The organism is Citricoccus alkalitolerans, from assembly GCF_039528175.1.
GTDB classification, from domain to species: domain Bacteria; phylum Actinomycetota; class Actinomycetes; order Actinomycetales; family Micrococcaceae; genus Citricoccus; species Citricoccus alkalitolerans.
In genome coordinates this window covers 1,387,009-1,409,637 of record NZ_BAAALH010000002.1, presented here as the reverse complement: position 1 = coordinate 1,409,637, position 22,629 = coordinate 1,387,009, and the positions used below count along the sequence as shown (strand labels likewise).

23 protein-coding genes are annotated in these 22,629 nt (G+C 69.8%); 11 read left to right on the top strand and 12 right to left on the bottom strand.

Going from position 1 to position 22,629, the window contains the following annotated elements; translation table 11 throughout:
* Window positions 1-11: 11 nt before the first annotated feature.
* The 4 genes from ygfZ to ABD134_RS12275 all read right to left on the bottom strand — a co-directional run bounded on the left by ygfZ (window position 12) and on the right by ABD134_RS12275 (window position 3,183).
* Window positions 12-1,196, bottom strand: a complete 1,185-nt coding sequence (gene ygfZ, locus ABD134_RS12290; RefSeq protein ID WP_344229841.1) for a CAF17-like 4Fe-4S cluster assembly/insertion protein YgfZ — start codon at window positions 1,194-1,196, stop codon at window positions 12-14.
* Between the two features lie 14 nt (window positions 1,197-1,210).
* Complete coding sequence (locus ABD134_RS12285) at window positions 1,211-1,861, bottom strand: nitrobindin family protein (protein WP_344229839.1); 651 nt, start codon at window positions 1,859-1,861, stop codon at window positions 1,211-1,213.
* A gap of 161 nt (window positions 1,862-2,022) precedes the next feature.
* Window positions 2,023-2,370, bottom strand: coding sequence for a hypothetical protein (locus ABD134_RS12280; protein WP_344229838.1), 348 nt, complete (start codon window positions 2,368-2,370; stop codon window positions 2,023-2,025).
* A gap of 18 nt (window positions 2,371-2,388) precedes the next feature.
* Window positions 2,389-3,183, bottom strand: a complete 795-nt coding sequence (locus ABD134_RS12275) for a hypothetical protein (RefSeq protein ID WP_344229836.1) — start codon at window positions 3,181-3,183, stop codon at window positions 2,389-2,391.
* A gap of 60 nt (window positions 3,184-3,243) precedes the next feature.
* Between ABD134_RS12275 and ABD134_RS12270 the strand changes: the two genes are divergently transcribed.
* The 10 genes from ABD134_RS12270 to asd all read left to right on the top strand — a co-directional run bounded on the left by ABD134_RS12270 (window position 3,244) and on the right by asd (window position 11,451).
* Window positions 3,244-3,927 carry a winged helix-turn-helix transcriptional regulator gene (locus ABD134_RS12270; protein WP_344229835.1) on the top strand — a complete coding sequence of 228 codons (684 nt, stop codon included), beginning with the start codon at window positions 3,244-3,246 and terminating at the stop codon, window positions 3,925-3,927.
* A gap of 25 nt (window positions 3,928-3,952) precedes the next feature.
* The gene (gene mshD / locus ABD134_RS12265; protein WP_344229833.1) at window positions 3,953-4,939 is read left to right on the top strand and encodes a mycothiol synthase; all 987 of its coding nucleotides are present in this window, start codon (window positions 3,953-3,955) and stop codon (window positions 4,937-4,939) included.
* 79 nt (window positions 4,940-5,018) lie between these two features.
* Window positions 5,019-6,005: an NUDIX hydrolase gene (locus tag ABD134_RS12260; RefSeq protein ID WP_344229831.1), complete on the top strand. Its 987-nt coding sequence runs from the start codon at window positions 5,019-5,021 to the stop codon at window positions 6,003-6,005.
* Window positions 6,006-6,019: 14 nt separating this feature from the next.
* Window positions 6,020-6,367, top strand: a complete 348-nt coding sequence (locus ABD134_RS12255; RefSeq protein ID WP_344229829.1) for a GNAT family N-acetyltransferase — start codon at window positions 6,020-6,022, stop codon at window positions 6,365-6,367.
* Window positions 6,368-6,430: 63 nt separating this feature from the next.
* Window positions 6,431-8,278: a hypothetical protein gene (locus tag ABD134_RS12250; protein WP_344229827.1), complete on the top strand. Its 1,848-nt coding sequence runs from the start codon at window positions 6,431-6,433 to the stop codon at window positions 8,276-8,278.
* Window positions 8,275-8,691 carry a GntR family transcriptional regulator gene (locus tag ABD134_RS12245; RefSeq protein ID WP_344229825.1) on the top strand — a complete coding sequence of 139 codons (417 nt, stop codon included), beginning with the start codon at window positions 8,275-8,277 and terminating at the stop codon, window positions 8,689-8,691. Before ABD134_RS12250 ends, ABD134_RS12245 begins: the two co-directional genes overlap by 4 nt.
* Before the next feature lie 38 nt (window positions 8,692-8,729).
* Window positions 8,730-9,506: a thymidylate synthase gene (locus ABD134_RS12240; RefSeq protein WP_344230895.1), complete on the top strand. Its 777-nt coding sequence runs from the start codon at window positions 8,730-8,732 to the stop codon at window positions 9,504-9,506.
* Window positions 9,496-10,047, top strand: coding sequence for a dihydrofolate reductase (locus tag ABD134_RS12235; protein ID WP_344229823.1), 552 nt, complete (start codon window positions 9,496-9,498; stop codon window positions 10,045-10,047). Before ABD134_RS12240 ends, ABD134_RS12235 begins: the two co-directional genes overlap by 11 nt.
* The gene (locus ABD134_RS12230) at window positions 10,044-10,265 is read left to right on the top strand and encodes an NF038396 family protein (RefSeq protein ID WP_344229822.1); all 222 of its coding nucleotides are present in this window, start codon (window positions 10,044-10,046) and stop codon (window positions 10,263-10,265) included. The genes ABD134_RS12235 and ABD134_RS12230 overlap by 4 nt, the downstream gene beginning before the upstream one ends.
* A 10-nt stretch (window positions 10,266-10,275) precedes the next feature.
* A complete protein-coding gene (gene asd, locus ABD134_RS12225) occupies window positions 10,276-11,451 on the top strand; it encodes an aspartate-semialdehyde dehydrogenase (RefSeq protein WP_344229821.1) in 1,176 nt (391 codons plus the stop codon).
* Here asd and ABD134_RS12220 read toward each other — a convergent pair.
* The 8 genes from ABD134_RS12220 to nirD form a co-directional block, all read right to left on the bottom strand.
* Window positions 11,448-12,251, bottom strand: a complete 804-nt coding sequence (locus ABD134_RS12220; RefSeq protein WP_344229819.1) for an SGNH/GDSL hydrolase family protein — start codon at window positions 12,249-12,251, stop codon at window positions 11,448-11,450. The two genes, asd and ABD134_RS12220, sit on opposite strands and share 4 nt — an antisense overlap.
* An 87-nt stretch (window positions 12,252-12,338) precedes the next feature.
* Window positions 12,339-13,322 (bottom strand): NAD(P)/FAD-dependent oxidoreductase, encoded by a 984-nt coding sequence (locus tag ABD134_RS12215; RefSeq protein WP_344229817.1) that lies wholly within the window; start codon window positions 13,320-13,322, stop codon window positions 12,339-12,341.
* A gap of 78 nt (window positions 13,323-13,400) precedes the next feature.
* Entirely contained in the window at window positions 13,401-14,510 is a 1,110-nt protein-coding gene (locus tag ABD134_RS12210; protein ID WP_344229816.1) for a UDP-N-acetylmuramate dehydrogenase, read from the bottom strand.
* An 8-nt stretch (window positions 14,511-14,518) separates the two neighbouring features.
* A complete protein-coding gene (locus ABD134_RS12205) occupies window positions 14,519-14,944 on the bottom strand; it encodes a MaoC family dehydratase (RefSeq protein ID WP_378108303.1) in 426 nt (141 codons plus the stop codon).
* Between the two features lie 5 nt (window positions 14,945-14,949).
* Window positions 14,950-15,396, bottom strand: a complete 447-nt coding sequence (locus tag ABD134_RS12200; protein WP_344229812.1) for an FAS1-like dehydratase domain-containing protein — start codon at window positions 15,394-15,396, stop codon at window positions 14,950-14,952.
* Between the two features lie 79 nt (window positions 15,397-15,475).
* A complete protein-coding gene (locus ABD134_RS12195) occupies window positions 15,476-18,406 on the bottom strand; it encodes an esterase-like activity of phytase family protein (protein ID WP_344229810.1) in 2,931 nt (976 codons plus the stop codon).
* A 120-nt stretch (window positions 18,407-18,526) separates the two neighbouring features.
* On the bottom strand, window positions 18,527-19,480 hold the full coding sequence (locus ABD134_RS12190) for a sirohydrochlorin chelatase (protein ID WP_344229808.1): 954 nt from the start codon (window positions 19,478-19,480) through the stop codon (window positions 18,527-18,529).
* Complete coding sequence (nirD, locus tag ABD134_RS12185; protein ID WP_344229806.1) at window positions 19,477-19,851, bottom strand: nitrite reductase small subunit NirD; 375 nt, start codon at window positions 19,849-19,851, stop codon at window positions 19,477-19,479. The genes ABD134_RS12190 and nirD overlap by 4 nt, the downstream gene beginning before the upstream one ends.
* Before the next feature lie 185 nt (window positions 19,852-20,036).
* Here nirD and nirB point away from each other — a divergent pair, with 185 nt between their 5' ends.
* A complete protein-coding gene (nirB, locus tag ABD134_RS12180) occupies window positions 20,037-22,598 on the top strand; it encodes a nitrite reductase large subunit NirB (RefSeq protein WP_344229804.1) in 2,562 nt (853 codons plus the stop codon).
* Window positions 22,599-22,629 lie beyond the last annotated feature (31 nt).

Below are 22,629 nucleotides of genomic sequence, written 5' to 3'. Positions count from 1 at the left end.
GCTGGATAGGCTCAGCGAGCACCCTTGCGGATGAACCCGGACTGGCGGCCTACGACCTGGCCGGCCTGCGGAGAGACCACGGTCTCCTGGGTGGCTGCGGTGAAGGACCATCCATCGTCGGCATTGCCGTCGCGGAGCAGGAGCTCGGCGGTGGGGTCGGTGTTGCGCTTGAGGATGGCCAAGGCGATCGGGCCCATCTCATGGTGCTGGGCCACCGAGGTCACGGTGCCCACCGATCGAGCGGTGGCGGCCTCCGCCTCGGATTCGGGACGCACGATGACGTCAGAACCAGGAGCGGGCAAGGTGTGGCCGGAGCCATCAAGTTGGAGGAAGGTCAGCCGACGGGGAGGGCGTCCCAGGTTGTGCACGCGGGCAATGGTCTCTTGCCCCTTGTAGCACCCCTTCTCGAGGTGAACGGCGGTGCGGACCAGGTCGATCTCGTGCGGGATCGTGCGCTCATCGGTGTCCATCCCGTGCCGTGGCCGCAGGGCAGCGATGCGCAACGCCTCGGAGGCCATCGTCCCGGCGAAGCTCCAGCCCTCAGGCAGTGCGGAGCCCTCAGGCAGTGCGGCGCTCTCGTTCGCCTTTGCACGAGTCGATGGATCAGCCAGGTCCCTCAGCAACGACACCGGCACCAGATACTCGTTCCAGGACCAGTCCGCGGCCGGGTGTTGGGCAGGATCCGGATCATCGGTGTACGGGAAGCCGCCCTCGCCGATGCGCGGCCACGGGTCCTCCCAGCGGGCGATGTCCTCCCGCTCTTCCCAGCCGGGGACCGCGGCGGTGGATCCAACCACGGCGATCTCGCCGGTGCGGTCCGCGATCTCCACGCGGGAGGCGAACTTCATCTTCTGCAGCCAGTCCGCCAGGCCGGCGTCCTCCCCGGGTTCGACGGTGAGCCAGGTGGTCTCGCCATCGTCGACCAGGTGGCAGTCGAACTCGATGCGGCCCTGGACGTCCAGGAAAAGGGTCTCCGTGGAGGTTCCAGGCGCCAGCCGGTCGAGCTTCTGGCTGGTCAGCACGTTCAACCAGGTCAGACGGTCCGGTCCGGAGACGGTCACGACGCCACGGTGGGAGAGATCGACAACTGCGGAGCCGGCATCCAGGGCCCGCTGCTCTGCCGTGGGCTGGCCGTAATGGGCGGCAACCAGGGCGTCGGGGCCGTTGCCGGCCACTGCTCCAGGAATAGACAACATGCTGGGCCTCAATCTCAGTTCGAGGTGCGGGGCGCGCCGGGAGCCAGGCGCCCCTGGGTGGGATCAGGCATCCGATCGAGGATGGCCGACGCGTGCGGTTCTTCACCGACACCGGCGTGGTGAGTGGCGTCCCAACGCCAGAACAACTGACCGTTGACCAGGCCCATGATCCGGGAGCCGCCCTCATAGGGGCCGGCCGCCGAACCGCGCAGCACAGAGTCAGTCTTCAACTGCAGCTGCGGACCCTTGATGACGCCGTAGTAGAGCTCGGTCAGGGAACCGGGATGGGAGATCTGCGCGGTGATCGGGAAGGACCCGTCCTCACGGCGGAAGGCCTCCACGTCCTCAGCGGACCGGAGGACAGGCACCACGTCCCCGGGACTCATCCCGGGTCCCACATCGCCATCGCGGCGGTCCCGGTCCAGCGACCAGAAGCCGTTCTCCACGGTCAGCGGCCGAAGCAGGGTGCCGTCCGCCTCGCTCAGCCAGGACTCGGCACGGTATTCGATGAACGGCAGGCGATGGTCGGTGAAGTCGACCCGCTGGTAGAAGATCTCGGTGCCGTCCTCACCAGAACCGAGCCGGCCCTGCCCCTCCCACGCGCCGATGAGCCAGGACAGCGGAGCGAGCTCCGGGTTCAGGTCAAAAGGCAGTTCAGTGGGCACGAAGGCTCAGCGCTGGCCCTTGTACAGCCCGGAGACCACGAGCACGGCGAACGCGGCCATGGCCAGTCCGGCGATGACGAGAAGAACGGTGAAGAAGACCTCGAGTGCAAGAAGGGACATACCCCGATCCTACTCCAGACCGGTGGCCCCCGCGTGCGGGATTACTCGAGGCGCGTGCCGTCCGCGTCCCGGCCTGCCACATGGCGTCCATGCTGGACCTGCTCGAGCCAGAAGGTGACGAATTCGTCCGAGGGATAGGTGTCCAGATCCCGCTGGATCGCCTGCAGGATCTGATCCCCGTCCTGCTGGTCCACGGCGTCGATCCGCAGGACCTCCACCTCGTCGCTGCGCCGGCGCACCACCACGGAGACCCCGACGACGTCCGCCCCGGAGCCTCCCAGGACCTGGGTCAGCACGCCGCCGACAAAGCGGAAGACCCGCTCGAACGCATCGTCACCGCCCTCTTCCAACGCCACGGTGTAGTTCGCGGCGGCCATTTCCTCAGACATGTTTTCTCCTCTCGCCGGTCAAGCCGGCATGATCCTGAACACAAAATAGGTCAGCAGCCCCACGACCGCCACGGGCGCCACCCCCAGGGCCCCCGCGGCACGGCGCCCCAGCGGCCTGCCCAGCCCGCGGTCCGGGGCGGTGCGTCCGGTCAGGACGAGCACCAGCCCGCCCAACAGCCCGGCCACCACGGCGGCGGGCAAGGACAGCGCGCCCCAGGAGGCCGGCCACAGCGGCTCCAACACCACGGGGACGACGCCGGCCAGCACCAGGGACAGCCCAGCGGCCAGTCCGCGGCCGCTCCGGCCGGGGAACGGCACCAACCCGGCCAAGGCCGCGAGCGCCAGGGAGAGGCTGACAGAGACGGCCAGTGGGCCGGCGTCGTACCGGGCGAGGGCGACCCACCCGGCACCGGCGCAGACGACGGCCACGCCGGTGATGGTGCCGGCCGTGGACTCCAGCCGCTGGGGACTGCCGGAGCCGCGGAAGAGCTGGACCATGAAGGCGGCCACCACGCCCAGCGCCACGCAGACGGCGATGGGTTCGATCAGCGATGCGCCGAAGGCGGTGGGGCCCTCTCCAGGGCCCTGGCCGGGCCACAGCGACACGGCACCGACGGCCGCCAACCCGGACACGCCGAGGACAGCCGTCAGGGATTTCCGGGCCGGCGCGCCGAGCAACTGTGGCCAGCCCAGTGCGGCCGCGATCACCAGAACCGCGGCGACGGCGACCGTGAACCACGGTCCACCGAGGCAGGCGGCTCCCATGAGCACGGCGGCGATCGCGGCCGCGGCGGCCAACAGTGGATGCTTCACGCGTCCATCCTGCCATTGTCCGACTCCGTATAATCGTCCTGACCCGGAGAGGAGTCCACCTTGGCCCTGTTGCTGTTGCTCTCCGGAGCGTCCGCCGAACCCGAATCGATTCTCGAGGCTCTCGCCTTCCTGGACCACCGCACCGTCTCCGGCCCACCGCGGGCCGAGGAGTTGCTGCGCCACCCGGAGGCCGACATCGTGCTGGTGGACGCCCGCCGAGACCTGACCGGCGCCCGGAACCTGTGCCGGGCCCTCTCGACCGCCTCTCCCGGACTGCCCCTGCTCCCGGTGCTGACCGAGGGCGGCCTGGCCGGCTTCTCCCCCGCGTGGGGCGCTCGTGATTTCCTGCTGGACACGGCGGGACCGGCCGAGGTGACGGCCCGGCTGCGGCTGGCCGCGCTCCCCGCCCCCGGGGAAGACTCGGGATCCGACCAGCCGATCCGCGCCTCCGGCATCTTCGTGGATGCCACCACATACACCGCCCAGGTCAACGGCGTGCCGATGAACCTCACCTTCAAGGAGTTCGAGCTGCTCAAGCACCTGGTGCAGCACCCGGGCCGGGTCTTCACGCGCGAACAGCTGCTCCACGAGGTCTGGGGCTACGACTATTTCGGCGGCACGCGCACGGTGGACGTCCATGTGCGCCGGCTGCGCGCCAAGCTGGGTCCGGACCAGGAGCAGCTGATCGGCACCGTGCGGAATGTGGGATACCGCTTCGTCCCGCGCGACGCCCCGGGAGAATAACCCGCGCAACGACTAGGGTTGACCCATGGACCACCCGCACGAATTCCCGTCCCTGTCCACCAGTGCCGGCCGCCTGGATTCCGCGATGCTGCGTGACCTGACGGCCCTGGCCGAGGCGGCCGAGTCCGCCGACGGCAACCCTCCGTTCTCCGACCAGACCTGGGTCGAGCTGCGCACCACAGACGACCCGGACAGGGTCCGGACCGTCACCGCGTGGCTGGACCACCAGGACGGCCGCGACGGCGAACTGGCGGGCGCCGCCGTCGCCATCTCCGCGGGGCCGGGCGCTGGGCCCGGAACCCTCGAACTGGTGGTGCACCCCAACTGCCGCTCCCAAGGGGTGGCGACCGCCCTGGCCCGGGAGCTGGATGCCGGCCTGGCGGAGAAGTACAACGCCTGGGCCCACGGCAACCATGCCGCGGCGGCCCGGCTGGCCGAGCAGTTCGGCTACGCGCCGGTCCGCGAACTGCTGCGGTTGCGGCTCACCCACCAGGTGTCCCAGGACGACGTGGAGATCGGTTCCCACCGCACCAGCGTGTGGGACGGCACCGCCCCCGAGGGCATCACCCTGCGGTCCTTCGTGCCCGGAGCGGACGACGCCGCGTTCCTGGAGACGAACGCCGCGGCCTTCGCCGACCACCCCGAACAGGGTTCGCTGGACCAGACTGATCTGGATGCCCGGAAGTCCGAGCCGTGGTTCGATCCGACCGGGTTCATCCTGGCCGAGGACACTGACGGAACGCTGCTGGGCTTCCACTGGACGAAGATCCACCCCGGCGCGGACGGACATCCGCCGCTCGGCGAGGTGTATGTGGTCGGCGTCAGCCCCCAGGCACAGGGTCGCGGTCTAGGCCGGGTGCTGACGGTGGCGGGCATCCGCTACCTGCAACAGCAGGGCGTGGAAGCGGTCATGCTTTATGTGGACGCGGACAACACCGCGGCCGTGGCGCTCTACCGCAAGCTCGGCTTCGTCCGCTGGGACACCGATGTGATGTACGCCCCGCGCGGGTAGTCCACCTCGTATCCGGCGCCGGGCCCCGGCGCCGGATACGATGGTGCGCCACGCCCCTTCTTCGGAAACCGGATCCCGCATGCCCCAGACTGCAGCCCGTTCGACTGCCGACTTCCACGACGCCGCACCCACCGCCCCGGTCCTCGCCGCCGGAGTGGTGCCCTGGCGTACCTCGGGTCAGGAGCTCGAGGTGCTGGTGATCCACCGCCCCCAGTACGACGACTGGTCCTGGCCCAAGGGCAAGCTGGACGACGGCGAGACCCTGCCGGAATGCGCGGCGCGGGAGGTTCACGAGGAGATCGGGCTAGTGGTGGACCTGGGGCTGCCGCTGCCGACGACCCGGTACACCATCGGCGCCGCCGGGACGCCCAAGGAGGTCTGGTACTGGGCCGCCGAGGCCTCCCGGACCACGCCGGTACCGGACGGCCGCGAGGTGGACCGCACCGAGTGGATGAGCGTCAAGAGGGCCCGCGCCGCCCTGACCAATGCCACGGACCGCGAACCGCTGGAGGCCTTGGTCGCAGCCCACCGCAACAAGACCCTGCGCACTGCCCCGTTCATCATCCTGCGCCACGCGAAGGCGAAGCCGCGCTCCTCGTGGTCCCGCGCGGAGGACCAACGGCCGCTCGCGGCCACGGGAAAGCGGCAGGCAATGTCCGTGCGTCGCCTGTTGGGGGCCTGGAACCCGGACAAGGTCATCACGTCCCCGTACCTGCGCTGCGTGGAGACGGTGACCCCGTACGTGAAGGACACCAAGCGCGGGTTCAAGGAGCTCGGGGCCTTCAGCGAGAAGACGGCGAAGAACAAGCCCAAGAAGTCGCGCAAGGAGATGGCGGCCCGGCTGGGCAAGCAGCGCTCGACCCTGCTGTGCACCCATCGGCCGGTGTTGCCGGAGATCCTCGAGGTGCTGAAGGACGGGGTTCTGGACTCGAAGGACGCCGTGCTCGCCGCCCTGCCCGGCAAGGATCCCTATCTGAAGCCCGGTGCAGTCATCGTGGCCCAGCAGGCCCTGGATGCCGGGGGCAGAATCGTGTCGATCGAGACCTACGACGTCTGGGACGACTGAAGTAGCCTCATCGCATGAGCACCCAGGGCAGCAGCACCGACACCCCCAAGATCGTCCATGACGACCTGCGCGTGGAGCGCGACCCGGACCGCGGCCGGATTGAACTGTGGCAGAAGGAGCAGTTCATCGGATTCCTCGGCTACACGGAGCAGACCGTGGGCGAAGAGACCGTGATCGTCCTGCAGCACACCATCATCGACGAGGCCTTCGGCCGCCGCGGCTATGCCCGCGCGCTGGTGACGATCGTGCTGGAGCGGCTCAAAGCGGAGGGCTTCCTGATCGTCCCGGAATGCTCCTACGTGCAGGACTACCTGCGGCGCTACCCGGAGTACGCTCCCCTGGTCTTCAAGGGTGACCTGTAATTCAACCGCCTTCCGAATGTGTCAATGGCTTGATACATTGACACATAGTCGAAGGGGGAGCAAATGGGCAACGCCATGGGATGGGCCGGGTCCACCGGCATAGGACTGGCCGTGGGGCTGGGCCTGCTGTATGTGGTCCTGCGCGGCACGGCGTGGAGTCCTGGCCGCGGCGATCCCGTGCGGGCCGTGCGCACCCACGCGATGATCGCTGCGCTCATCGCCCTCTTCGCCTCCGGTACCGCCGGTCTGGCCACCCTGGCCACCTCGGAGCACACTGACGTCTTCGGCAACGGGTTCAGCAAAGACGCCTTCCCGGTCGCCACCGAGACTGACGGGGACACGCTCAGGAACGTCATCAGCGCCCCACTGCCTCCCCTGCCGTGGTTCGAGGCGCTCGGGATCGCCCTTGGCCCGATCCTGGCCTTCGTTCTGGTGTACGCCGTGGCGCAATACACGTGGCCCCGGCAGACCGGTGCCGTGCGCACGGCCCGACTGAGCGACCGGCGCGCCACCGACCTCCTACCCCGCTACCTGACCGGCGCCACCGGCGTCATCATGCTGGCGTCCGCCGGGTTGGTGGTGTTGGCCTGGCAGGCCCCTGCGGTTCATGCGCGCGAGATCACGGAGACGTGGCGTGACGAGTACGGCGGCTCGGAGAGCAGTTGGTTCGAGCCAGGATCCAGAGGCGGAGGGGACATCGCGCCCTGGCTGCTGTTGGCTCTGGTCCTGGCCGCCTTCGGTTTCGTGATCGTCCTGCGGATCATCGCCCTGCGGCCCACGCTGACAGGATTGCACCCCCTAGACGACGACCTCGTGCGGCGCATCGCCGTCAACCGCGCCCTGCGCACCGTGGCAGTCATGATGCTGGGCATCGGAGCCGCTGGGTTCAACGCCTGGGCGAATGCTGACGCAGCGCTGGCCCGACAATCTGATGACCGCTATTCCACCCCCTTCATGCCCTGGCTCGGCCTGGCCTCCCTTCTCGTGATGCTGGTCCTGCTCTTCTGGCGGTCACCGCAGGTCTCCGAGCTCGGTTCCCACACGGTGCGGCATCCGGAGACGTACGACGCCGGCCCAGTCCCTCGGCCGCCTGGCGCACCGTCCCCTCCGGGTACAGCCCGCGCCGTGCTGCGCCTGCGCCTGGATGGGGCGACGCTGGCGTGGATGGTCGCGGTGCCGATCGCCGCGCTGGTGGGCTACTTCTCCTGGGCTCCAACCCACTCAGGCTCGTCCATGGACGGGTCTGCCGGTCCCGCCTGGGGGTCCGCCTGGGACATGTGGTCGATGCTGCTATGGTCGGCACTGCCGTGCGCCGCTGCCCTGGCCATCCTCGGCTTCACCGAGTTCGGCATCCGCCGGGGACACAGCCGGGCCTGGGAACCGGCCACCACCGGCAGGTCGTCTCGATGGCCGGCCTACGCCCTCGGATTGTCCGTGCTCCTGGCAGCGATATGGTGCGTCCTCTGCCTGACCACGACGGTCCCGCAGGCCGAGGTGGCCACCGCCCTGGCGGCGACGGCCGCGGCCTTCGCGTTGACCGTTCTCGCCCTCGCCCGCCTGGCTCTGCATCGGCCGCCCCTCGGCCATGCCACCGCCGAGCAGGACGACGCGATCCGCGCCGGCGGGGCCAACCGCCTGCTGGCCGTCGGTGCCGCGGGCATCCTGTCCGTCACCGCGGCTTCCGCCATCGCCGGCGTGCAGGTTTGGCACGGCTTCATCAGTGGCACCATCCTGAACCTCGGGGCCGACGACCTGCCGGACGGCCTGCTCCTGATCCGCACCCTGACGGTCTTCGCCCTGGTCGGCCTCATCGTGGCCTGCGTGATCGCCCCCGCTCCTGAAGTTCCCGGGGTCCGGCTCCGTCCCCGCCAGAGCGAACGAGGGGCCGAGTATGAAATGCACCGCGCATGAGCGTCGAGATCGTCCTCGACCTGTCCTCGCCGGTGCCGCCGTTCGAGCAGCTGCGGGCGCGCGTCACCGCCCTGGTCGACGACGGCTCCCTCACCCCCGGATCCCGGCTCCCCTCGGTCCGGGCGCTGGCCGCGGATCTGGGGATCGCCGTCGGGACCGTGGCCCGGGCCTATCGGGAGCTGGAGGCGGCCGGCTACGTGGTTTCCCGACGCCGACACGGCACGACGGTGGCGGAGTCTCCCCCCGGGATGAGGCCACGGCGGGACATCAGGGAGGCAGGTCAGGAGCGGGACTGGCCGGCCGACGTCGTGCAGGCTGCCGAGGATCTCGCGCGCCGGGCGAGGGCGGCGGGTTTCAGCCCTGAGGAGACGGTGGAGCTACTGACGGGGGTGGCCCGTAGAATGCGTGGGTGAGCATCTCCACCCCGTATGAGGACCTGCTGGCCGATGTCATGGCCACCGGCGCCGCCAAGACAGACCGGACCGGCACCGGGACGCGCAGCGTGTTCGGCCGGCAGCTGCGGTACGACCTCGGCGCATCATTCCCGTTGATCACCACCAAGCGCGTGCACTTCAAGTCCGTGGCGCTGGAGCTGCTGTGGTTCCTGCGCGGCGATTCCAACGTCCACTGGCTGCAGGAGCGCGGCGTCCGGATCTGGGACGAGTGGGCCGACGAGGACGGTGAGCTGGGCCCGGTCTACGGGGTGCAGTGGCGGTCCTGGCCCACCCCGGACGGCGGGCAGATCGACCAGATCGCGAAGGTCGTGGACTCCATTAAGACCACCCCGGACTCGCGCCGCCACCTCGTTACCGCGTGGAATCCGGCCGAAGTGGACCAGATGGCCCTGCCGCCGTGCCACGCGATGTTCCAGTTCTACGTGGCCCCGCAGGAGAACGGTCCCGGGAAACTCTCCTGCCAGTTGTACCAGCGGTCGGCGGACCTGTTCCTCGGAGTGCCGTTCAACATCGCCTCCTACGCCCTGCTGACCGTGATGATGGCGCAGCAGACGGGATTGGAACCCGGCGAGTTCGTCTGGACCGGCGGCGACTGCCACATCTATGACAACCACGTGGACCAGGTCACCGAGCAGCTCTCCCGGGAGCCGCTTCCCTACCCACAGCTGAGGTTCACCCGGACCCCGGAGGACATCTTCAGCTACGCCCTCGAGGACTTCGAGCTGGTCGACTACCAGCACCACCCGACGATCAAGGCCCCCATTGCCGTCTGACAGCACCCCCATCCGCATCGGCATGATCTGGGCCCAGACCCCGGATCGCGTCATCGGCGCCGACGGCTCCATGCCGTGGCATCTGCCCGAAGACCTCGCCCACTTCAAGGACCGCACCCACGGCCACCCGGTCATCATGGGCCGGCGCACCTGGGACTCGTTCCCGGAGAGGCTTCGGCCCCTGCCGGGACGCACGAACATCGTCGTCTCCCGGCGCCAGCAGTCGGCCGAGGTGATGCGGGCGGCGGGCGCCGTCGTCGTCCCGGGGTTCCAGGAGGCCCTCGAGGCCGCGAGCGAGGCGGACGGGCTGGACCTGATCTGGGTGATCGGCGGGGCAACACTGTACGAGCAGGCGCTCGACGTGGCGACCCTGGCGGAGATCACCGTGATCGAGACCGACGCCGCCGGTGACACGTACGCCCCCGCACTGGACGGCCAGTGGACGCGGACCTCGCTCGAGGAGCACCGCACCGAATCCGGCATCGGATACCGCTTCGAACGGTGGGAACGCGCCCACGACGACCACGAGGACCGCTCATGAACCCGCTGCTGAACAAGACCACCCTGACGTTCATCGCCTTCGTCGCCTGCCCGATCCTGGGCCTGGTGACCGCCGTGATGGGACTGGTCATGATCTTCACGGACAACGTGGTCATGGGCGTCGTCTTCCTGGTGGTGCTTACCCAGGTGTTCATCTTCGGCGGGTTGTGGGCCACCATGAAACGCAGGTCACTGACCGAGGACAGCTCCGGCCAGTAGACTGGGAGGCATGCTTTCCCCAGATTCAGCACTCCAGACCGTTTCCGACCCTGCCGCCAACCCCACGGTCGGCCTCATCGGCTGGCGCGGCATGGTGGGCTCCGTGCTCCTGCAGCGGATGGCCGAGGAGGGGGACTTCGATCGCCTGAACCCGGTGTTCTTCTCCACCTCCGCCGCGGGACAGCCTGCGCCCGCCATGGAGGGGCTGAAGGGCGATGCCGGCACCCTGCAGGACGCCTATGACATCGAGACGCTGGCCAAGCTGCCTGTCATCCTCACCACCCAGGGCGGGGGCTACACCTCCGAGGTCTACCCCAAGCTGCGCGCCGCCGGCTGGAACGGGATCTGGATCGACGCGGCCTCGACGCTGCGCATGGAGGACTCCTCCATCATCGTGCTCGACCCGGTGAACCGGAACGTCATCGACGCGGGCCTGGCCTCGGGTGTCAAGGACTTCGTGGGCGGCAACTGCACCGTCTCCTGCATGCTCATGGGCCTGGGCGGGCTGTTCAAGGCCGGGCTTGTGGAGTGGGGCACCGCCATGACCTACCAGGCTGCCTCCGGCGGCGGTGCCCGTCACATGCGCGAGCTGCTCACCCAGTTCGGTGACCTCCACGGCGTGGTGGCGAACGAGCTGGCGGACCCCGCCTCCGCCATCCTCGAGATCGACCGCAAGGTCACCGCCGCCCAGCGCGACGGCTCCCTGGACGCCTCCCAGTTCGGCATGCCGCTGGCCGGATCGCTCATCCCCTGGATCGACGCTGACCTCGGCAACGGCAGGTCCAAGGAGGAGAAGAAGGCCGGGGACGAGACGAATAAGATCCTGGGTCACTCGGCGGCTCAGCGGGTGCCCTTCGACTCCCTGTGCGTGCGCATCGGCACCCTGCGCTCGCACTCCCAGGCGCTGACCCTGAAGCTGACGCGGGACGTGCCGCTGGACGAGATCGAGCAGATCATCGCCACGGACAACGAGTGGGTCTCCGTGGTGCCGAACACCAAGGAGGCCTCGATGGCGGACCTGACGCCGATCGCCGCCTCCGGCGCCATGACCATTCCGGTGGGCCGCCTGCGCAAGATGGAGATGGGCCCTGAGTACCTCTCCGCGTTCACCGTGGGCGACCAGCTGCTCTGGGGTGCCGCCGAGCCGGTGCGCCGCATGCTGGCCATCGCCACCGGCAACCTCTAGGACCTGCGCCGCCTGCGGTACGTCTTCTTCATCCCGTCCGCAGGCAGGAAGGGTTCGGGCCATTTGGGGTGCAGGCCGTCGCCGAGCGTGACCCCCCGGATCCGGCGGCCGAACATGGGCAGCACCCACTGGCGCAGCCACTCCACGTCCCGACTGACAGATTGGACGGGGCCCACCCTCTCGCTGGGGCCGAAGGGCTCGAACTCCAACTGGTGCCGGACACCCAGGATGTTGAGGATCTGGATGGCCATGTAGCGGTGCCCCGCGCGGTTCATGTGCAGCTTGTCGATGTCCCACATGCGGCGATCATCGTAGACATCCCACGTCCAGTAGTCCACGAGCGTCACGGAATCCGGGTACTGGCGGGCGAGCTGTCGCACGTTGTCGTTGAAGATCCAGTTCCGGCGCTTGAACGGTTCCAGCACGGGGTGCAGCGGCACGTCGAAGCCCGTGAAGAGGAGCACCTGCGCCCCGGAGGACACCAGCCGCTCGACCGCCCGCGTGTAGTTCTCCAGGACCAGGCTGATGTCCTGGCGCACCTCGAGGAGGTCGTTTCCGCCGGCATAGAAGCTGATGAGGTCTGGATGCATGGCCAGGGCCGGCTCGATCTGCTCTTCGACGACACCGGCGAGGCGCCGGCTGCGGATCGCCAGGTTGGCGTAGCGGCTGCTCGCGTCCGCCTTGGACAGCTGCTTGGCCACCCGGTCCGCCCAGCCGCGCACCCCGTTGGGGTGCCGGGCATCCCAGTCGCCCACCCCTTCGGTGAAGGAGTCGCCGATGGCCACGAACAATCCGCCCATGGTGGGTGACGGTAGACAAGCCACCGGTCAGCTCCGTGACCAGCCGGTGACGGCCACATGAAGTGCGCCCGAACGTCGCCTCACCTCCTACAGCCGCTCCATCACCAGTTCCGCGTTGAGCCGGGCGGCCGCCAGGGTCCCGGCGGCCCCCGCGGCCCCGACTTGGGCCGAGAGGTCCGCGACGTTGCCGGCGGCCCAGACGCCGGGGACACCGGTCCAGCCAGCGGCATCGACCGAGATGAAGCGGCCCATCGGGTTCTCCTCCGTCTTCACCCCCAGGCCCTCGAAGACCTCGGTCCGGGCGAGCATCCGCGGGGCCACCACGATCACCTCGGCGGGCAGCAATTCGCCGCTGACCAGGCGAACCCCGGCCAGCCGGGCCTCATCGTTCAGGGATCCGCCGTTCTCTGACTCGACGACGGCCGCCGCCTCCGTGATCACCTCGACCCCGCGGGCGGCCAGCTGGCGGGCCTGCCCCGCCTCCAGTCCGGGCCCGTGCGCGGTGTCCGCCAGGAAGCGCACGTCGGCGCTGAGCTGACTGAAGAGCAGGGCCTGGTGCACCGAGTTCGCGGAGGTCCCCAGGACCAGGATGGAGCGGTCCCGCACCTCCCAGCCGTGGCAGTAGGGGCAGTGGATCACGCTGCGGCCCCAGTGCTCGGCCAGGCCGGGGATCGGCGGCAGTTCATCGATGAGCCCCGTGGCGATGAGCAGCTGGCGTGCGGTGAGGACCCTGCCATCGTTCAGGGTGGCTTCGAAGCCGGCATCTCCCCCGCCATCCTCCAGCCGGCGGACCGCGGCGATCTCCCCGTCCAGGACCACTCCCCCGTAGCCGGTGACCTCGCGGCGCCCGGCGGCGAGCAGCTCGGAGGGGCTGATGCCTTCGCGGCCCAGCAGGGCATGTACGCCCTCGGCCGGGGCGTTGCGCGGTTGGCCACCGTCCACTACGGCGAGGGAACGCCGGGACCGGGCCAGGGTCACGGCGGCGGCGAGGCCGGCCGCACCGCCTCCGGCGATAAGGACGTCGAGGGTTTCCGGGTTGCGAGAGGCTTCTGGGTACTGGTTCTGGTTCATCACACCATCCTCGAACCGTTGATCCCGTTTGGCAATCATTCTTGCCAAATAGCAAAAACGTCGAGGGCAAAGCCGGGACTAGAGCACACACCCCACGAGCACCGGCTCGGGGTGCAGGCGCACGCCCCACTGGGCCTCGACGCCGTCCCGCACCGTGCGGGCGATCGCCAGCAGGTCCGCGGTGCTCGCATTGCCCCGGTTGGTCACGGCGAGCGTGTGCTTCGTGGACAACGACGCGCGGGCGCCGGCGATGGCTCGCTCGTCCGGTCCCAGCCCGAAGCCCTTGCCGAAGCCGGCGCGGTCGATGAGCCAGGCGGCGGAGAGTTTGACCAGCTTCTCTCCGTCCTCGTCCTGTCCGGCGCCGTAGGCCGGGGCATCGGCGGGCAGGTGGGCCCGGACAGACGCGGGGAGGATGGGATTGGTGAAGAAGGAGCCCGTGGACCAGGTGTCCTGGTCCTGGGCGTCCAGGACCATGCCCTTGCCGGCCCGCAGCCGCAGCACCTGGTGGCGGACCGTCTCCAGCGGGGCGGTCTCCCCCTCGTCCACGCCGAGGGCCTGGGCCAGCTGGGCGAAGCGGACCGGGGCGATGCTGCCCGAGCGGTGCAGCCGGAAGTCCACGGAGAGCACCACCCAGCGGGGGGTGGAGTCCAGCATGCTCCGCTTGATGACGGAGTCGCGGTAACCGAACCTCAGGTCTTCGTGGCTCAACTCGACCAACTCGTCCGCCTGTCGGTCCCAGGCCCGGACGGACACGAGGGTGCGGGAGACGTCCGACCCATAGGCACCGACGTTCTGCACCGGGGTGGCCCCGGCGGAACCCGGGATCCCGGAGAGTGCCTCGAGCCCGGTCAGGCCCTGTGCCACCGTCCAGGCGACGGCCTCGTCCCAGTCCTGCCCCGCGGCCATCCGAACGAGAACCGACTCGCCTGTCTCTTTCAGGACCTCTACCCCGCGGAAGGCGAGCTGGACCACGGTGCCGGGGAAGCCGGCGTCGGCCATCACGGTGTTCGAGCCGCCGCCCATGATCAACAGCGGCGTACCGGCGGCGTCGATGGACCGGATGGCCTCGGTGGCCTCCTCGGCCGATCCGGCCGCGACCCACCCGGCGGCCGGGCCCCCGACCCGGCTCGTGGTGTAGTCGGCCAGGCGGACGCCCGCCTTGATCCCCGCAGGCCTCGTGGTGGCCACCCGCCCACTCACTCGGCGGTCCCCTCCGGGACCCGGACAACCGCCTGGGCCTTGGTCAGGACCTTGGCATCCCCGTTCCCGGCATCGGTGACGCTGAGATCGATCCGGACCGTGCCGGCGTCGTCATCGATCTTCCCCACCTTGCCGGAGACGGTCAGGGTGGCGCCCTCGGCCTCGTCCACGGGGACCATGGCGGAGAAGCGGGTCTGGTAGTCGAGGATGGCGCCCGGGTCCCCGCACCAGTCGGTGACCAGCTGGACGGCGGCACCCATGGTCAGCATGCCGTGGGCGATCACGCCGGGCAGGTCCACCGAGCGGGCGGTGGACTCGGACCAGTGGATCGGGTTGAAGTCGCCGGAGGCCCCCGCGTAGCGGACCAGGTCGGCGCGGGAGAGGGTGAGGGTGGTGGACCCGATGGAGTCGCCTTTGTCCATGGTGATCATTCCTCTCCGCGGACCAGCAGGGTGGACCGCACGGTGGAGACGGCCTCGCCGCCGGTGGTGGTGATTTCGGTGGCGGTGGTGACCATCGTGTGGCCGCCGAGGGTCTTGACGGATTCCACCGTAGTGGCCCCGATGAGCTCGTCGCCGGCCACGGCCGGGCGCCGGTGGGTGAAGCGCTCGTCCGCGTGGACCACCCGCGAGAAGTCGATGCCGGCGTCCGGATCGGCCACGACAGCGGCCTCGGCCGTCTGCGCGAGGGTCACCAGGAAGGTGGGCGGGGCCACCAGGTCGGTGTAGCCGAGACCGCGGGCGGCGGTGAGATCCGTGTGCGCGGGGTGCGTGGCCTGGACGGCCGCGGCGAACTCGCGGATCTTCTCCCGCCCGACGACGTAGGGCTCGGTGGGCGGATAGGTTCGCCCCTGCAGGTCCGGGTTCACGCCCACTGCGGTACTCCTCAGGTCCGGTGACATCGGCTTACAGCCTACCGCCCGGCGCCCCTCATCCCGCCCCCACCGTGGCCCCTCAGCCCGTCTGCGCGACGCCGTACTGGTGCATGACCTTGGCGACCTCACCGCGGCTGATCGGGTCGTACGGGCGGTACTCGCCGCCCTGATAGCCGTTGACCAGTCCTTCAGCGGCAGCCCAGGAGATCGCCTCGTAGTACGAGCCAGAGGACGGGACATCCGGGAACACCGAGACCTCGGGGGCGGTGAAGCCCTCAGGATCCACGGCGCGGTAGAGGAAGGTCACGAACTCCGCACGGGTGACGTCCTGGCCGGGCCGGAACCTGCCGTCCGTGTAGCCCTCGGAGACGGGGGTGCCGTCGGAGTCGTCGGCGGCCCAGGCGATCGGGGTGAAGTGCGGGGCCCCGGACGGCACGTCCGGGAACACGGAATCGGCCGGGTCGGTGGTGTAGTCCGGGGCCAGGTAGCGCTGCAGGAAGGCCACGGACTCCCCGCGGGTGACCTCCGCGGCCTTGCGGTAGGTGCCGTCCGCGTAGCCGGTCGTCACCCCGGCAGCCTGCATCCACCGCACCGGTGCGTAGTACACCGAACCGGGCTGATTGTCCGAGAAGTCCTCCACCGGCTCCGGGTCGGTCGGATCAGCCGGGTCGGTCTGGAAATGCTCGGCAGCCGGGCCCAGATCCAGGAAGACAGTCTCGCCGGTGGCGTCCTCCACCCCGTCATTGTCCGTGACGGCGTAGACATTCCCGTTGCCGGCGATCGCCAGCCCCTCCAGCTTCTCCTGGGTCCAGCCGTTGAGGCCCTGCAGCCGGGGCAGCACGTCGATGGCCTCGGTCTTCTCGAGCACCGGGACCTCCTCGGCTGCCGCGCCGGTGGCGGCTCCGGTCTCCGGCACCTCGACAGTGAAGACCTTCTTCAGGGCAGCGTCCGGGCCGTTGAGCTTGTCCCGCTCGATGACGGCCAGGGTGTCCGCGTCCACGGCGGTGACCTCGCTCAGGCCGATCCAGTCGCCCTCGACGTCGGTGGACTCCAGTGTGTAGCCGAACCACTCCCACTCGCCCGTGGCCACCGTGAAGCGGCCGATGCGGGCGAAGTCCTCGCCGGCGGCCTCTCGTTGGACGGCGGCGTAGAGCACCGCGTCTTCGCCCGAGCCGTAGCCCGTGACACCCTCGAAGCCCTGGCCCTTCAGGCCAGCGGCGATCTCGGCGGGCAGGTCGACCGAGGCGAGCTCTTGGCCCTCGGCGTCCACGTGGACCAGCCGGTTGCCCTCGGAGCCGACCTCACCGTCGGTGATCGCGGTGCCCTCGACGGCCAGCCAGAAGGTGCCGTCCGCATCGGCCCACAGGCCTTCGATGTCGTACCCATGCTGCAGGACGAGCTCGGACTCGATGGTGGCCGGGCCGCCGTCGTGGGCGGTGGTGGTGTCCACCGTGTAGATCCGGGACGGGGACAGGAAGTCGTCCGGCGCCGCATAGAGCTTGTCATCCTCGCCCGGAACGGCGGACAGCGCACCCAGGGCGGACCAGGTGATCGGCTGGCCCTCCGTTGCGGCCGGCCCGGTCGCGTCGGCGGACTTCAGGGTCGGGACCGCCGCGGGCCCGTCCCCCAACTCGAAGACCTGGACGGTGGCGCGGACGCCCACCTCGGCATCGTCCTCCTCGGAGGAGACCACCATGAGGTTGCGCTCCGGGATGGCCAGCAGGCCCTCGGGCCCGTTGGTGGACGGCATCAGCTGGGTGAAGACCGGGTTGGACGGATCGTCGACGTTGTAGACGGCCACGAAGTTGCCCCGCTCGGAGCCGACGAACGCATAGGTGGTGTCCCCGTAGGTCTCCACGGTCAGACCCTCGGGCTCGGCACCCTTGTTCTCAGACCGGTGCTCGGGGAACTGACCGTAGCGGTGGGCGAGGTTCTCGAAGGAGTTGCCGGCGTCCCAGACCACGTCGCCGAACCCGGCGGACTCCGGATCGGCATTGAAGACGCTCCAGCCGCGGCTGCCACCCTTCCAGTCGCCCTCGTTCGCGGTGGCCACGTGATCGTCGCCGATCCAACCGATGGCGTCCGGCTCACGCACGGCGTCGGTGATCGAGCCGTCCAGGGACAGGTTGCCGTCCTCGGCGGTGTCGATGCCCTCCACCGAGACGGCGCCGGCACTGAAGTGATCGATGACCTCGCCCGTGACCGCGTCGAGGATGACGACGCCGTTGTTCTCCTGCAGCGTCAGGGCGGCCTTGGTGCCGTCCGGGGAGAACTTGACGTACTCCGGTTCCGGGTCCTCGGGGGTGTCCAGGCCGGCCAAGCCCGTCAGATCCGTGTACCGGATCGCCTCGGCGGTCAGTGCGGTGATGTCCTCGGCGGACAGGTCGATCACGGCCAGCTCGCCGGCGGGCAGCTGCGGCAGTCCGCCGTCCACGTCCTCACGGTCCTCGTCGCGCTGGTTCTCCATGGCGATCATCGCGGTGGTGCCGTCGGGCGAGACGTCGATCGAATCGGGCTGGCCCTTCAGTTCCACGCCGTGGATCAGCTCGAGGGTCTCCGGGTCCCAGAACTCGACCTTGCCGGTCGGGCGGGTGAAGTCCTCAGAGGTGTCCGTGACCACGATGATGAAGGCCTCGGTGGCGAATACGGAGGTCGGGGAACCATCGGTGGCCTTGAATCCGTCCGCGCGCGGGTTCTCCGGGTCGGTGATGTCCACGACGCCGATGCCCCCGGCCTCGGCATCGGTATGGATCACGGTGTTGCCATCCGCCGTGACGGTGGCGATCTCGGCGACCGTGGGGGCTGACGGGTCCGCCTCGGGGTCCGCGGCCAGCTGGTTCTCGAAGGCCGGCAGGGTGGCCAAGCGGTGGAAGGACTGGCCTTCGGCGGCCTCACCCGCGGGCACAGCGGCTTCGGCAGGCGCACCGAACGCCGGGGCGGCGAGGGCGCCGGTCAGCACGGCGGAGAGGCCGAGTGCCACGGCACCGGACAGTCGACGGCGAGTACTCATGTCGGGGATACCCTTTCGGGGGACGGGAGGGGACCTCACCATCCAATCCCCCGCACCCCCTCCTTCCGTGGCCACCAGGAGTACACCGGGTGAACGCTGGACCAGCGGACGGTGACGTGCCTAGCGTCCGGCCTGCCGCGCCTGCCGGTGGCGGCGCTGGGCGTCCCGTGCCCGCAGCACCTGCGCCACGAGGTGGGTGACGAGTCCGAGGCCGATGAGGCCGATCGCGACCCATTGGATGAACTGGATCTGCACGCCGCCGCCGATCAGGGCGGCCACGATGCCGAGCAGGATGAGCCCAGTGCCGGTCAGCAGGGTGATGCGATAGGTCTTCGAGCCGTTGTCCCAGGGGTTAAACACGTATCCACCGTATCCCTGAATCGCCTCAGGACGAGATCCACGAGCTCCTGGGGCACCGGGCCGGCCTGCCCCAACAGTGGAATCGTGGTGGTTTCGGCCCCGGCAGTGGAGGCCTCGGAGACCAACAGCGACTGGAAGTATCCGGGCGCCAGGAGGTAGCTCAGCACCAGAACCGGCCGCCGGGGATCCCGAGCGCAGAGGGTCCCGACGGCGGNNCCCGACCCGGGGGTGCGCGGCCGAGAGGTAGGCCTCGGCCACAGGCGTGCCGAGCCGTTCGGCCAGGCGGTAGGCAACGGCGCGGCAGTCGGCGACAGCGCCGGCGTCGGTGGATCCTGCCGCGCCGAGGACCACCTGGTGGTGGCCCCGCACGAACCCGGCGTCCACCGCCCGGCGCGCGAGCAGGTCGACGATGAGCTCGTCCGGACCTAGCGCGCGGGCCACGGGAGTCCCCTGGACGGTCTCCCGGAGGTCCACCTTGACGTGGTAGCCACCGGACAGCAGCACGGGCACGACGACGGCGCTCCGGTCCGCCGGCAGGCCCGCCAAGACCTGCCCCACGTGTGGCGTCTGGACGTCCACGTGCGTCAGCAGGACCTCGACCGCGGATGTGGCCTGCCGGCCCACGGCCCGGGCGAGGGCGGCGATCCGGGCTTGCCCCACCGGGTCCGCGGTGCCGTGCGAGACGGCGACGAGGATGAGGGGGTTCTCCGTCATGCGGCCCGCTCATGGCGTCCGACGGCGACGATCCCGTCCCGCACCAGCACCGGGAAGGTCGCCAGTCTCAGCGCCGGATCGGTCAGGCACTCCCCCGTGGCCAGATCGTAGATCTGCTTGTGCAGGGGCGAGGTCAGGGTGGGGCGCCCGCCCCGTGAGCCGACGATCCCGCGAGCCATCACGTGCGCCTTCGCGTACGGGTCCCAGTGTGAGACGGCGACGACCTCGTCCGAGGGCAGCCGCACCACGGCGACCTGCTCACGGTCCACGAGGGCCGCTTCCGCCCACAGGGGCTCGAGCGCCTCGAGCGGGCAGACCGGATGCCAGTCGGTGGTGGCCTGAGTTTGGGGGTGCACGGCGGTGAGTGTCATGGACCCACCGTAGGAACAGGTTGTTTCCGTGAGTCTCGCGGGATGTTTCGCGCGTGCAACGTTGTGCTCTCCCCGCCCCCGGACACCGGTGTGAGGCCCACGTCATGCAGTCGTTACACGAGGGACACGGCCGAGAAACCGCCGCTCCCTAGCGTGAGTGGTCTACGACGCAAGGGGATGGACCCATGACTGTGCAACCCGGCAAGAGACCCGCAGAGAGAACTATTGCCGTGATCGGCGGCGGCCCGGCCGCGCATCGGCTGGTCGAGGCCCTGTTGGCCCGTAGCGGGGATGACCTCCGGATCGAGGTCTTCGCTGAGGAACCGTGGGCTCCCTATGACCGGGTGGCACTGTCCCGGCGGTTCACGGATCCGGCCGATGACCTGCAGCTGAGTTCTAGTGGTTCCGGCGGTTCGGCCCCCACTCTCTGGGAGGACTCCCGGGTCCGCCTGCACACCGGCTGCCGGGTCACCGGCCTGGATCCCGACGCACGGTTGCTCACTGTGGAAGGCAACACCGTTGCCTGGGACGAGGTAGTCCTGGCCACCGGCAGCGACGCCGCCCGGCCGGCGATCCCCGGCGCCGAGGACATGACCGTCTATCGGACCATCGAGGACGTGGACCGGCTGCGCGAGCACGTGGCGGCCCTGGCCGGGCGGCTCGGTCGCACGCCACGCGCGGCCGTGATCGGCGGCGGCCTGTTGGGCCTGGAGGCGGCCGGCGGGTTGCGGGCGCTCGGCGCGGACGTCACCGTCGTCCACTCCCGCCCCTGGGTCATGAACGCTCAACTGGACGAGTTCGGCGGACGGACGCTGAACCGGCTGCTGCGCGGTCAGGGATACGTCCTGAGGCTAGGCGAGCGCCCCAGCGCCCTGGAGAGGACGGCACGGGGAGATGTCCTGAGCTTCCCCTCCGGTGAGGACCTCGAAGTGGACCTGGTGGTGGCGGCCACGGGAATCACGGCGCGGGACGAGCTCGGGGCGGGCATCCTCGAGCTCGGTCCACGGGGCGGGTTCGCCATCGACGAGCGATGCGCCACCTCGGTGCCTCACGTGTGGGCCATCGGTGAGGTCGCCAGCTTCGAGGGCGAGTGCATGGGCCTGGTGGCTCCGGCCAACACGATGGCCGAGGTGGTCGCCGACCGGCTGTGTGGCGGGACCGGCACGTTCCCCGGCTTCGACACGGCGGCCAAGCTCAAGCTCTCCGGGCTGGACGTGGCCAGCTTCGGCGACGGCTTCGCTTCAGCCCCCGGCGCCCTCGAGGTGGTCTACGCGGACCCCACCGGTGGCCTCTACCAGAAGCTCGTCGTGTCTGAGGACGCCCGCATCCTGCTGGGCGGGATCTTCGTGGGCGATGCCGCACCCTACGCGTCCTTGCGTCCGCTGCTGGGGCGGGAGCTGCCCGGGGAGGCCGGGGCATTCCTGTCCGCCGCCGGCCACGGTGCACCTGTGGACCTGCAGATGCCGGATGACGCCCAGATCTGCTCCTGCCGGGACGTCAGTGCCGGCGATCTGCGCGCCGCCGTGTGCGGCGGGTGCCCGGACCTCGGGACACTCAAGGCGTGCACCGGCGTCGGGACCCAGTGTGGTTCCTGCCTGCCGGCGGCCCAGAAGGTCATGGAGCAGCAGATGGCCGAGCTGGGGATGGAGGTCTCCACGGCGCTGTGTGAGCACTTCGCCCTGTCCCGGTCCGAGATGTTCGAGGCCGTCCGCACCACGCGGCTGACCACGTTCAGCGAGATCGTGACCCGTTTCGGCACTCCGGCGGACCCGTCCGTGAACCTCGGCTGTGACCTCTGCAAGCCCGTGGCGGCCTCGGTGTTGGCCACCCTCCATGGGGAGTACATCCTCGGCGCGGACCGGGGCGGCCTGCAGGACACCAATGACCGTGCCCTGGCGAACATGCAGAAGGACGGCACCTACTCGGTGGTCCCCCGTATCCCGGCCGGCGAGATCACGCCCTCCAAACTCGCGGTGATCGCCGAGGTCGCCGAGGACTATGGGCTCTACACCAAGATCACGGGCGCCCAGCGGATCGACCTGTTCGGCGCCCGCCTGGACCAGCTGCCCGGAATCTGGGAGCGCCTGGTGGCGGCCGGTTTCGAGTCCGGGCAGGCCTACGGCAAGGCACTGCGCAACGTGAAGTCCTGTGTGGGTTCCACGTGGTGCCGTTTCGGCGTGCAGGACTCGGTGGCCATGGCCATCACGCTCGAGGAGCGGTACCGGGGACTGCGTTCCCCGCACAAGATGAAGTTCGGGGTCTCCGGCTGCGCCCGCGAGTGTGCCGAGGCCCGCGGCAAGGACGTGGGCGTCATCGCCACGAGCGAGGGGTGGAACATGTACGTGGGCGGTAACGGCGGCGCCACCCCGGCCCACGCCCAACTGCTGGCCAAGGACCTCGACGACGAGACACTGTTGCGGTACATCGACCGATACGTGGTCTACTACATCCGCACCGCCGAACGACTCCAGCGCACGGCCCGGTGGATGGAGGAGCTGGACGGGGGCCTCGACCACGTCCACGACGTGGTGGTCAAGGACACCCTCGGGATCGCGGCGGACCTGGAGCAGGTGGTGGCCGAGCACCTGGAGACCTACCGGGACGAGTGGGCGGCGACCCTCGAGGACCCCGAACGGCTGCGCCGGTTCCGCGGCTTCGTCAACGCGCCGGAGGCGCCGGGCGGACCAGAGACGGGCCCCGTCGTGATCGCCGGCCCGCAGATCCCGGTGCGGGGAGGCCAGCGATGAGGCCAACGGACCGGATGACAGATCGGACGAC

Excerpts from the sequence above, each read along its gene's own strand:
- ygfZ (WP_344229841.1), bottom strand. The coding sequence starts at position 1,196 with ATGTTGTCTATTCCTGGAGCAGTGGCCGGCAACGGCCCCGACGCCCTG.
- ABD134_RS12280 (WP_344229838.1), bottom strand. The coding sequence starts at position 2,370 with ATGTCTGAGGAAATGGCCGCCGCGAACTACACCGTGGCGTTGGAAGAG.
- mshD (WP_344229833.1), top strand. The coding sequence starts at position 3,953 with ATGGACCACCCGCACGAATTCCCGTCCCTGTCCACCAGTGCCGGCCGC.
- ABD134_RS12260 (WP_344229831.1), top strand. The coding sequence starts at position 5,019 with ATGCCCCAGACTGCAGCCCGTTCGACTGCCGACTTCCACGACGCCGCA.
- ABD134_RS12255 (WP_344229829.1), top strand. The coding sequence starts at position 6,020 with ATGAGCACCCAGGGCAGCAGCACCGACACCCCCAAGATCGTCCATGAC.
- ABD134_RS12250 (WP_344229827.1), top strand. The coding sequence starts at position 6,431 with ATGGGCAACGCCATGGGATGGGCCGGGTCCACCGGCATAGGACTGGCC.
- ABD134_RS12245 (WP_344229825.1), top strand. The coding sequence starts at position 8,275 with ATGAGCGTCGAGATCGTCCTCGACCTGTCCTCGCCGGTGCCGCCGTTC.
- ABD134_RS12240 (WP_344230895.1), top strand. The coding sequence starts at position 8,730 with ATGGCCACCGGCGCCGCCAAGACAGACCGGACCGGCACCGGGACGCGC.
- ABD134_RS12230 (WP_344229822.1), top strand. The coding sequence starts at position 10,044 with ATGAACCCGCTGCTGAACAAGACCACCCTGACGTTCATCGCCTTCGTC.
- asd (WP_344229821.1), top strand. The coding sequence starts at position 10,276 with ATGCTTTCCCCAGATTCAGCACTCCAGACCGTTTCCGACCCTGCCGCC.
- ABD134_RS12220 (WP_344229819.1), bottom strand. The coding sequence starts at position 12,251 with ATGGGCGGATTGTTCGTGGCCATCGGCGACTCCTTCACCGAAGGGGTG.
- ABD134_RS12215 (WP_344229817.1), bottom strand. The coding sequence starts at position 13,322 with ATGAACCAGAACCAGTACCCAGAAGCCTCTCGCAACCCGGAAACCCTC.
- ABD134_RS12205 (WP_378108303.1), bottom strand. The coding sequence starts at position 14,944 with ATGGACAAAGGCGACTCCATCGGGTCCACCACCCTCACCCTCTCCCGC.
- ABD134_RS12195 (WP_344229810.1), bottom strand. The coding sequence starts at position 18,406 with ATGAGTACTCGCCGTCGACTGTCCGGTGCCGTGGCACTCGGCCTCTCC.
- nirD (WP_344229806.1), bottom strand. The coding sequence starts at position 19,851 with ATGACACTCACCGCCGTGCACCCCCAAACTCAGGCCACCACCGACTGG.
- nirB (WP_344229804.1), top strand. The coding sequence starts at position 20,037 with ATGACTGTGCAACCCGGCAAGAGACCCGCAGAGAGAACTATTGCCGTG.